This window comes from Klebsiella sp. CN_Kp113 (genome assembly GCF_040064585.1).
GTDB lineage: Bacteria > Pseudomonadota > Gammaproteobacteria > Enterobacterales > Enterobacteriaceae > Klebsiella > Klebsiella michiganensis.
This window is the reverse complement of the sequence record NZ_JBEAID010000041.1, coordinates 40,666-50,799: the sequence shown is the minus strand read 5'-3', so window position 1 is coordinate 50,799 and position 10,134 is coordinate 40,666. Positions and strand designations below refer to the sequence as shown.

7 protein-coding genes are annotated in these 10,134 nt (G+C 57.4%); 5 read left to right on the top strand and 2 right to left on the bottom strand.

From position 1 onward, the window contains the following. Positions 1-115: 115 nt before the first annotated feature. A complete protein-coding gene (locus ABLV30_RS24610) occupies positions 116-973 on the bottom strand; it encodes a MurR/RpiR family transcriptional regulator (RefSeq protein WP_004098142.1) in 858 nt (285 codons plus the stop codon). Between the two features lie 151 nt (positions 974-1,124). Beyond that, positions 1,125-3,038 (bottom strand): 5-dehydro-2-deoxygluconokinase, encoded by a 1,914-nt coding sequence (gene iolC, locus ABLV30_RS24605; protein WP_014227681.1) that lies wholly within the window; start codon positions 3,036-3,038, stop codon positions 1,125-1,127. 525 nt (positions 3,039-3,563) lie between these two features. On the opposite strand from iolC, the gene iolD reads away from it, so the two are divergent. The 5 genes from iolD to ABLV30_RS24580 all read left to right on the top strand — a co-directional run bounded on the left by iolD (position 3,564) and on the right by ABLV30_RS24580 (position 10,085). After that, positions 3,564-5,504 (top strand): 3D-(3,5/4)-trihydroxycyclohexane-1,2-dione acylhydrolase (decyclizing), encoded by a 1,941-nt coding sequence (iolD, locus tag ABLV30_RS24600; RefSeq protein WP_014227682.1) that lies wholly within the window; start codon positions 3,564-3,566, stop codon positions 5,502-5,504. Between the two features lie 48 nt (positions 5,505-5,552). Beyond that, a complete protein-coding gene (locus ABLV30_RS24595; protein ID WP_004098145.1) occupies positions 5,553-6,566 on the top strand; it encodes a Gfo/Idh/MocA family oxidoreductase in 1,014 nt (337 codons plus the stop codon). A gap of 41 nt (positions 6,567-6,607) precedes the next feature. Next, the gene (locus tag ABLV30_RS24590) at positions 6,608-7,492 is read left to right on the top strand and encodes a sugar phosphate isomerase/epimerase (protein ID WP_004098146.1); all 885 of its coding nucleotides are present in this window, start codon (positions 6,608-6,610) and stop codon (positions 7,490-7,492) included. Positions 7,493-7,517: 25 nt separating this feature from the next. Beyond that, on the top strand, positions 7,518-8,417 hold the full coding sequence (gene iolE, locus ABLV30_RS24585) for a myo-inosose-2 dehydratase (RefSeq protein ID WP_004098147.1): 900 nt from the start codon (positions 7,518-7,520) through the stop codon (positions 8,415-8,417). Positions 8,418-8,585: 168 nt separating this feature from the next. Then, positions 8,586-10,085 carry a sugar porter family MFS transporter gene (locus ABLV30_RS24580; RefSeq protein WP_014837228.1) on the top strand — a complete coding sequence of 500 codons (1,500 nt, stop codon included), beginning with the start codon at positions 8,586-8,588 and terminating at the stop codon, positions 10,083-10,085. Positions 10,086-10,134 lie beyond the last annotated feature (49 nt).

The window sequence follows — 10,134 nt, the reverse complement described above, 5'->3', positions numbered from 1 at the left end:
AAGCCAGCTGCACCCCGGCTCGCGCTGCGCTTAGCCGGGCTACGGGTTTACCGTCATCTGCGGACAAGTAGCCCGGATAAGACGTTTACGTCGCAATCCGGGAATAATGAAAAGCTTAAGCCAGCTGCTTCGTCTCTGCATCTTTGCTGCTGTTCAGCGCCAGTGAGACCGCCAGCGTTTGGGCCAGGCACAGCGAGGCCACCTGCGAGCGGAAACCATCAACCTGCGCCTCGCGCACCACAAAGCAGACGTCGCTGAAGGCCGCCAGCGGGCTGACCTGGCTGTCGGTAATCGCTATCTGCCGTGCTTTACGCTGCGCGCCGAGCTCCACCAGTTCAACCACTTCCCGCGCATACGGAGAGAAGCTCACCGCCACCACGACATCTTTCGGCCCGACCAGGCTCAGTTGCTCGGTAAACATGCCGCCCAGACCGTCAATCAGGAACGCTTTACGGTCCAGATGGCGCAGGGCGTAGGTCAGATAGGAGGCGACGCTAAAAGAGCGGCGCAGGCCAATAACGTAGATATTCTCCGCTTCCGCCAGCAGCGCGACCGCGCGCTGCAGATCGTCGCCGGAGGTCTGCATCGCCAGCTGCTGCAGCGCCTGGGTATTGACCATGGTGAACATGTTCAGGATTTCGGTCGGCGTTTCCGGCGGGGTTGCGTCATCCGTCGTGGTCTGGCGGAACAGACGCGCGCGCTCGGTATAGTTAGCCGTCTCTTCCATCAGATGCTGCTTGAACATCTGCTTCATTTCGTTGAAGCCGCTAAAACCAAAGGCGTTAGCGAAGCGGATTAGCGTGGAAGGGGGGACGTCAGCTTGTTGCGCGATAGAGGCCACGGTGTCGAAAGCCACGCTATTGCTGTTATCGAGAATATAGCGGGCTACCTGTTTCAGGCGTTTGCTTAACGTGTCGTAGCGACGCCTGATTTCATCCTGCAAGATGGTAAGTTGGGTCGGATTATTGGCCATAGATTGCGCTCTGAGAAAATGAAAGGAATATAATTTCCAGTGTATCAAATGAAGCGAATTTTTCATTTACTACGATGAAATACGCGATTCATTTCACGAAGATCCAGAAAAAAGCCCGCATCTTCTGAAGAGGATGCGGGCCTGGGCCGAATCAGCCGCGGGCTTCTCGCCAGTAGCCGATGAGCGTGAGGTAGTTGCGTTTCACTTCGTTAATCAGCGCCTCGTCGCTGAGCTCTCCCTGCATCCAGCGCCGTGAAGGCTGGCCAAAAATGGTGCGTCCTACGGCAAAACCTTTGATCATCGGATGCTTCGCCGCTTCGGCAAAACCGGCGCGCAGACGGTCCGAAGGGGCGTCCAGGCCGAGGATTAAGATCCCGCGGCACCAGCTATCTTCGCGCGCGATCAGTTTGCCAATCCTTTCCCATTCCGCGCTCGACAGCGGCGGCAGCTTCCACCAGTCCGGCTGGATGCCCAGCTGATAGAAGTGCTCCAGCATGTCGTGGTAGTGGCGTTCATCTTTATCCGGGCCGTTTTCCGGCAGGATGATTTCCAGCAGCAGCTCATGCCCGGACTTGTTGCACGCCTGCCAGACCTCCAGCAGCAGCGCATCCTGTTCGGCGCGCAGCTCGGCCGGATCGGCCGGATGATAGAAGACCAGGCATTTCACCACGTGCTCCAGCGGCCAGTCGATCAGCTGGGAACCGATGTTGCCATGTTCCAGACGCAGCGGGCGAGAGCTCGGCATTTCAATCGGTCGACCAATCCACCAGCCCTTGCCGGTGATGGCATTGAGCGAGCGCTGGCCGTAGGTGCCATCGGCGAGGATGCCGCTGCGACCGTCAAGACCGGCTTCGTCTGCGGCGGCTTCCGCGGCCGCCAGCAGCAGCAGCTTCAGCTGCGGAATGCAGGATTCATCACGCCCGGTTTCCAGCGCCAGATCTGCCAGCTGTTTACGGTGGTCAAAGGCGAAAATGCACAGCTCCGGCCACGCCTGGCGGCGGCTGGTGACGCGATGGAGATGGTTGAGACGATCGTCGATATCCGGACGCGGCACCGATTCTGCCCGCGACAGATAGTCGTCAAGCTCGGCTTTGGTCGGCATTGCGGGCGCGCAGCCGTGGCGTGAAACCACCAGCGCGCCGCAGGCGTTAGCGTAGCGGCAGGCCTGCTCCCAGCCTTCATCGTTAAGCCAGCCGCGCAGCAGGCCGGACATAAAGGCATCGCCCGCGCCCAGGACGTTAAGCACGTCTACGCGTACGCCCTGCTGCAGCGGCACGCTATCCCAGCTGTCGGGAATAGCGCCTTCCAGCACCACGCAGCCCATCGGACCGCGCTTGCAAACCAGCGTCGCTTTCGTGGCGTTACGCACGTTTTTCAGCGCGGTCAGGGTATCGGTGCTGCCGCCGGCAATATGAAACTCCTCTTCTGTCCCCACCACTAAATCGAACAGATGCAGGACTTCCTGCAGCTGGCTGGTCACCTGGCCGGATTCAATGAAACGCGTTTCACCGTCGCCTAAAGACGTTAACCCCCAAAGTACCGGACGATAGTCGATATCCAGCGCGGTACGCAGGCCGTGGCGGCGGGCGTACTCCAGCGCCTTCAGCACCGCTTCGCGCGTGTTGGCGTGCGAAAGGTGGGTGCCGGTTACCGCCAGCGCCCGGGAAGAGGCGATGTACTCTTCCTTAATATCTTCTGGCGAAAGGGCCATATCGGCGCAGTTATCGCGGTAAAAAATCAGCGGAAACGTCTCCTGATCTTTAATCCCCAGCATCACTAACGCCGTCAGGCGCTGCTTATCGGTGATCAGATATTCGGTATCGACGCCGGCGCGGCTCAGGGTTTCGCGTAGAAAACGACCATTATGCTCATCGCCCACGCGAGCGAGCATTGCCGATTTTAATCCCTGAATGGCGGTGCCGAAGGCGACGTTGCCGGAAGAGCCACCCAGGTATTTAGAAAAACTGGCGACATCTTCCAGCCTCGCGCCAATCTGCTGGGCATAGAGATCGACTGCCACCCGGCCAATACAGATGACGTCGAGTCGCTTTACTGCTGCATTCATAGCTAGGGTTTCCTTTTGCATTTCTGCTGTACGGAAGAGTCGGGATACCGACAGCGTCTCCGAAAACAGCCTGAGGGTTATTGGTTATCTCTAGTTTGAGAAATAAATATTTCATTTGCAAACTAGATCGAAATTAAAAAACCAAAAATGTGAGGGATATACCACTATGCCGCGCTGAGCCTCATTCTGCCTCGGATCCTGGGCTGCGGCTGAAAGTTGAACTGGAGCCCGTTTAGACGCGGTCTTTACCTATGATTTTAAAAGGGATATTAAGAGGTGGGCCGCGTAATTTGCGCGTTATCCCGTATACAGGATGCGAATGAAACGGGTGAAATGCATAGAGAGTTTGATCGCTCTCGCAAAATGAAATATTTCTTCTGTATTTCTATTTAATGAAAAAAATGTTTGCCTATAATCCAGAAGTATTCCAGTGACGTTAACGATTTCCCTGACTCATCGCTGTATCGCTGTGCAGGGCAAAACGCGAACCCACACGCAAATACTGAACAATAAGGATTGGGCAACATGGGCAAACTGAGACTGACAATGGCGCAGGCGCTGGTGAAGTTCCTGGATAACCAGTATCTGGAAGTCGATGGCGAAGAGCATAAGTTCGTCAAAGGCATCTTTGCTATCTTTGGCCACGGCAACGTGCTGGGAATGGGCCAGGCCCTTGAACAAGATAGCGGTGAAATGCGGGTCTATCAGGGGCGTAACGAGCAAGGGATGGCGCATGTCGCCACCGGTTTTGCCAGACAGTCCCTGCGTCGTCAGATTATTGCCTGCACCTCCTCCATTGGCCCCGGCGCGGCGAACATGATTACCGCTGCCGCGACCGCGACCGCCAACCGCATCCCGCTGCTGCTGCTGCCGGGCGATGTGTTTGCGACCCGCCAGCCTGACCCGGTGCTGCAGCAAATCGAACAGAGCCACGATCTCAGCATTACCACTAACGACGCGTTTCGCGCGGTGAGTAAATACTGGGATCGCATCACCCGTCCGGAACAGCTGATGAGCGCCTGCATCAACGCCATGCGCGTGTTGACCGACCCGGCGGAAACCGGTGCGGTCACGCTCTGTCTGCCGCAGGATGTCCAGGGCGAAGCCTGGGATTATCCGGAATCCTTCTTTACCCGCCGGGTACACCGCCTTGATCGCCGCCCGGCCAGCGCCGCGCAGCTGGCGGATGCCGTGGCGGCGATTAAAGCCAGCCGTAAGCCGCTGATCGTCTGCGGCGGCGGGGTGAAATACTCCGGCGCCGGCGAGGCGTTAACCCGTTTTGCCGAGCGCTACGGCGTGCCGTTTGCCGAAACCCAGGCGGGTAAAGGCAGCGTTGTCTCTTCGCATCCGTATAACGTGGGCGGCGTCGGCGAAACCGGCTGCCTGGCGGCGAACCTGCTGGCGAAAGAGGCGGATCTGGTCATCGGTCTCGGCACGCGTTTCAGCGATTTCACCACCTCGTCAAAATGGATTTTCCAGCATCCGGGCGTGCGCTTCCTCAATATTAACGTCAGCAACTTCGACGCCTGGAAGCTGGATGGCATCCCGATGCTGGCGGATGCTCGCGAAGCCCTCACTGCCCTGGACGACGCCCTGTCCGGCGAATCCTGGCAGGCTGGCTGGGGCGAGCAGATTGAAAGCGTGCAGAGCCGCCAGCTGAAAGAGACCCAGCGCGTTTACCAGGCGGTGTGGCAGGAAACCGCTTTCGTCCCGGAAATCGACGACCATCTGGATCGGGAATCGGTGTATCGCGAATTTCGCCAGATAACCGACTCCACCCTGACGCAAAGCAGCGTCCTTGGCGTACTCAACGAAACGCTGCCGGCGGATGCGGTGATTGTAGCGGCGGCGGGGAGCCTGCCGGGAGACCTGCAGCGCGTCTGGCGCAACCGGGCCACCAACACCTATCACGTGGAATACGGCTACTCCTGCATGGGGTACGAAGTCAGCGCCGCGCTGGGCGTGAAGTTAGCCCAACCGCAAAGCGAGGTCTATTCGCTGGTCGGCGACGGCTCGTTCATGATGCTGCACTCCGAGCTGGTGACCTCCCTGCAAGAGCGCGCGAAGATCAATATCGTGCTGCTCGACAACATGGCCAACGGCTGCATTAACAACCTGCAAATGGAGCACGGTATGGACAGCTTCGGCACCGAGTTCCGCTTCCGCTGCGCCGAATCGGGCCAGCTGCAGGGCGGCCTGGTGCCGGTAGATTTCGCCACCGTCGCTGCCGGCTACGGCTGCAAAACCTGGCGCGTCACGACGCTAGAAGAACTACGCCACGCGCTGGACGCCGCGCGCCGCGAAACCGTCAGCACCCTGATAGACATTAAAGTGCTGCCGAAAACCATGGTGCACAAATACGGCAGCTGGTGGAACGTCGGCGTCGCGCAGTCTGCGCTCTCCGAGCGGATCCGCAAGGTGGCGCAAATGATCAATGAAAAACGCGCTCAGGCGCGGGATTACTAAAACAGAACACAAACCCTGAACCCTACAAATCTCGGGAGAAAACCAACTATGTCACTCAAATTAGGTGTCATCGGTGCCGGCGCTATCGGTAAAGAGCATATCCGTCGTTGCACTCAGGTACTGCAGGGAGCCACGGTAGTGGCGGTTTCGGATATCAACGAAGAGAACGCCCGCGCCGCGGTTGCGCTGCCGGGCGTGCATGCCGAAGTGTACGCCGACGGTCATGACGTGATTAAGGCCAGCGACGTGGACGCTATTCTGGTCACCTCATGGGACCCCACCCACGAAGAGTACACCCTGGCCGCCATCGCCGCCGGGAAGCCGGTGTTCTGCGAGAAGCCGCTGGCGATGAGCGCGGAAGGCTGCCGCCGCATCGTTGATGCGGAAATGAAGGCCGGTCGCCGCCTGGTGCAGGTTGGATTTATGCGCCCTTACGACGAAGGCTATCTGGCGCTGAAAAAAGTGATCGATGACGGCGACATCGGCGCGCCGCTGATGCTGCGCTGCGCGCACCGCAACCAGTCGGTGGGCGAGGATTACATCACCAACATGGCGATCACCAACACCCTGATTCACGAACTGGACGTTCTGCGCTGGCTGCTGAATGACGACTATGTTTCCGTACAGGTGCGCTTCCCGCGCTCCACGTCCCACACCCACGCGCGCCTGAAAGACCCGCAGATCGTGTCGTTTGAAACCAAAAAAGGCACGCTGATCGACGTGGAAGTCTTCGTGAACTGCCAGTACGGCTACGACATCCAGTGTGAAGTGGTAGGGGAAACCGGGATTGCCCGCCTGCCTGAGCCGTCGGCTGTGCAGATGCGCAAAGCCGCTAACCTGTCGACCGCTATCCTGACCGACTGGAAGGATCGCTTTATCAAAGCGTATGACGTTGAACTACAGGCCTTTATCAATGATGTTCAGGCCGGCCAGCTGCACGGCCCATCGGCGTGGGATGGCTACGCGGCGTCCGTTGCTGCCGACGCCTGTATCAAAGCCCAGGAAACCAGCGAGCCGGTTGAGGTGACGCTGCCGGAATGCCCGGCATTCTACAAACGCTAATCCCGCTTTGCTGACGGAACTTCTTTGCACAGGTAACGACGATGAAAATTGCTTTTGACGTTGATGTCATTAAAGACCTCGGGGTAACCCGAATGGTCCATCAGGTGGCGGAGTGGGGCTACAAGTACATTGAGCAATCGCCGCATCCGCAGATCAACCCGTTCTACAAGCACCCGCGCGCCAGCCGGGAAATTATGGCTGAGTACAAGCAGGCGCTGCGCGATACCGGCGTGGAGCTCTCCTCGTTTATCTGCGTCTACCGCTGGTCCGGTCCCGATGAGCTGCGCCGTCAGGCGGCAGTGAAAAACTGGAAACGGCTGATCGAAATCGCGGTTGAAATGGGTGTTCAGGTGATCAACACCGAGTTTTCCGGCGATCCTAACCAGCCGGAGATTTGCGATGAGATGTTCTATCGCTCCATGGAAGAGCTGCTGCCGATTTTTGAGCGCGAAGGCATCCGCGTTGAAATTCAGGCACATCCGTGGGACTTCTGCGAAGAGAACAACGAAACCGTCGATATCGTGAAGTCGTTCCGCAGCGATAACGTTAAGTACGTTTACAGCGTCCCGCACACCTTCTTCTATGACAAAGGCGTGGGCGACGTTGAGAAGATGCTGCGCTACGCGGGAAGCGATCTCTCCCATGTGCTGATCGCGGATACCCGCAACCATACAAAACACTGCCGCTATATCGTTAACCCACCGGGCGTAGATGCCGTCGTTCACCAGCACGTGGGCGTCGGAGAAGGGGATGTTGATTTCGACGCGCTGTTCCGCACTCTGCGCGATATGAAATTTGCCGAGCAGACCTTCAAGGTCGGCGGTGAGCCGATTGTGGCCACCTCGCTGTTCGGCTACCCGGAAAAGATGAAATACCAGGCAGTGGAAACCCGTGAACTCATCGAACGTGAATTGCTGCGCCGGTAAGGCGCAGCGGCAGGAGCCCCCTACTATGAACAAAGATAACGTAAAACTGGCTATCGCCCCGATTGGCTGGACTAACGACGATATGCCGGAGCTGGGCAGCGAGAATACTTTCCAGCAAATCGTCAGCGAAATGGCGCTGGCGGGCTTTACCGGCAGCGAAGTCGGCAGCAAATATCCACGCGATCCGGCGGTTCTCAAGCCGATGCTGGATATCCGCGGCATTCAGATTTGCAACGCCTGGTTCAGCACCTTTTTTGCTAACGGCCAGCGGGAAAAGACCATTGATGAATTCGTTAACCACATGAATTTCCTGCATGCTATGGGCGCGAAAGTGATCGGCTGCTCTGAGCAGAGCGGCAGCATCCAGGGGCTGGAAAAGCCCATCCTGGAGAATGCGAAACCGTGCTTTAGCGAAGAAGAGTGGCAGCGGGTGGCGGAAGGCTATAACACCCTCGGTCGTCTGGCGGCGGAAAAGGGCATGCAGGTCTGTCTGCACCACCATATGGGTACCGGTATCCAGACGACGGCAGAGATCGACAAGTTTATGTCGCTGGTGGATGACAAAGTCTTCCTGCTCTACGACACCGGACACGCCTGGTATTCCGAAGGCGGCGAAGAGCCGATGCTGGCGATTCTGAAAAAATATCTGCCGCGCATTAACCACGTGCACCTGAAAGACGTGCGTCCGCCGGTGATCGAGCAGGTGCGTCGCGAAGGGCTCTCCTTCCTGGACGGCGTGAAGAAGGGGACCTTCACCGTGCCGGGCGACGGCGTCATTGATTTCCGTCCGGTGTTCAAGCTGCTGGACGAGCATGGCTATAAAGGCTGGATGGTGGTTGAGGCCGAGCAGGATCCGGCGCTGGCCAACCCATTCGAATACGCCGTAAAAGCGCGCAAATATATCCGCGAGACGGCAGGAATCTAATCGTTGTTTTATTTTCAGGCCATACGTCGTATGGCCTGCTTTTTTTACCCCATCACTCAGCAGTAGCTCAAGACGTAGAACGAAAACAACACGTCGGTGAGGCCTCAGCCTCTGCATTCAGACTAGAGCAAATCTTCCCTCAAACAAGGCGGGTTACTGGAGTCTATTATGTCTAAGGAACAATATCTTACACTCAATAAAGCGTCGGGACCGAATAGCGAGACCCCGACAACGCCCTTTGTAAAAGTTGTCGCCCTGATCGCGACGCTTGGCGGTTTACTTTTTGGCTATGATACCGGGGTGATTTCCGGTGCCTTACTCTTTATGGGCACCGAGCTTCATCTTACTCCCTTTACCACCGGTCTGGTCACCAGCTCGCTGCTATTCGGCGCCGCCTTTGGCGCGCTGCTTTCTGGCAATCTGGCGAATGCGGCGGGCAGAAAGAAAATTATTCTGTGGCTGGCGGTGCTTTTTGCCATCGGCGCGATAGGCACCTCTATGGCGCCGGACGTTAACTGGATGATTTTCTTTCGCCTTATTCTCGGCGTGGCGGTCGGCGGGGCGGCGGCCACCGTTCCGGTCTATATTGCCGAGATAGCTCCCGCGAATAAGCGCGGACAGCTGGTTACTTTACAGGAGCTGATGATCGTATCCGGTCAGCTGCTGGCCTATATTTCTAATGCCACGTTCCATGAAGTCTGGGGCGGGGAAAGCACCTGGCGCTGGATGCTGGCGGTGGCGACGCTACCCGCCGTGCTGCTCTGGTTTGGCATGATGTTTATGCCGGATTCACCGCGCTGGTACGCGATGAAAGGGCGCCTGGCGGAAGCCCGTCGCGTGCTTGAGCGCACCCGGCATAAAGATGATGTTGAGTGGGAGCTGCTGGAGATCACCGAAACGCTGGATGAGCAGCGCAATCTCGGTAAGCCCCGGTTCAGCGAGATTATGACCCCGTGGTTGTTCAAGCTGTTTATGATCGGTATTGGTATAGCGGTTATCCAACAGCTTACCGGTGTAAATACCATTATGTACTATGCCCCCACGGTACTGACCTCGGTTGGTATGACTGATAATGCCGCGCTGTTTGCCACTATCGCCAATGGCGTAGTCTCAGTATTGATGACATTCGTTGGCATCTGGATGCTTGGCAAAATTGGCCGTCGCCCGATGACCATGATTGGTCAGTTTGGCTGCACCGCTTGTCTGGTCTTTATCGGTGCGGTCAGCTATCTGCTGCCGGAGACGGTTAACGGCCAGCCTGATGCGCTGCGTGCTTATATGGTTCTGGCAGGGATGTTACTGTTTCTGAGCTTTCAGCAGGGGGCGCTATCGCCAGTGACCTGGCTACTCATGTCGGAAATATTTCCAACCCGCCTGCGCGGTATTTTTATGGGGGGGGCGGTATTTTCAATGTGGATTGCCAACTTCCTGATCTCCCTGTTCTTCCCGATACTGCTGGCGTGGTTAGGGCTTTCAGGCACCTTCTTTATCTTCGCCGGTATTGGCGTATTTGGCGCGATATTCGTGATTAAATGCGTACCGGAAACCCGCCACCGTAGTCTTGAACAAATCGAGCACTATCTGCGGGATAAGCTGGACACCAGTGAAGAAGGGCAGGCCGCCAGGGCCCGGCGAATAGTGGCTGAATCGCAGGCGGATAAAGTGTAACGCTGATTGCCAACGGTATCTGCAATGCTGGAGCGGTGCTCAGCGGTCT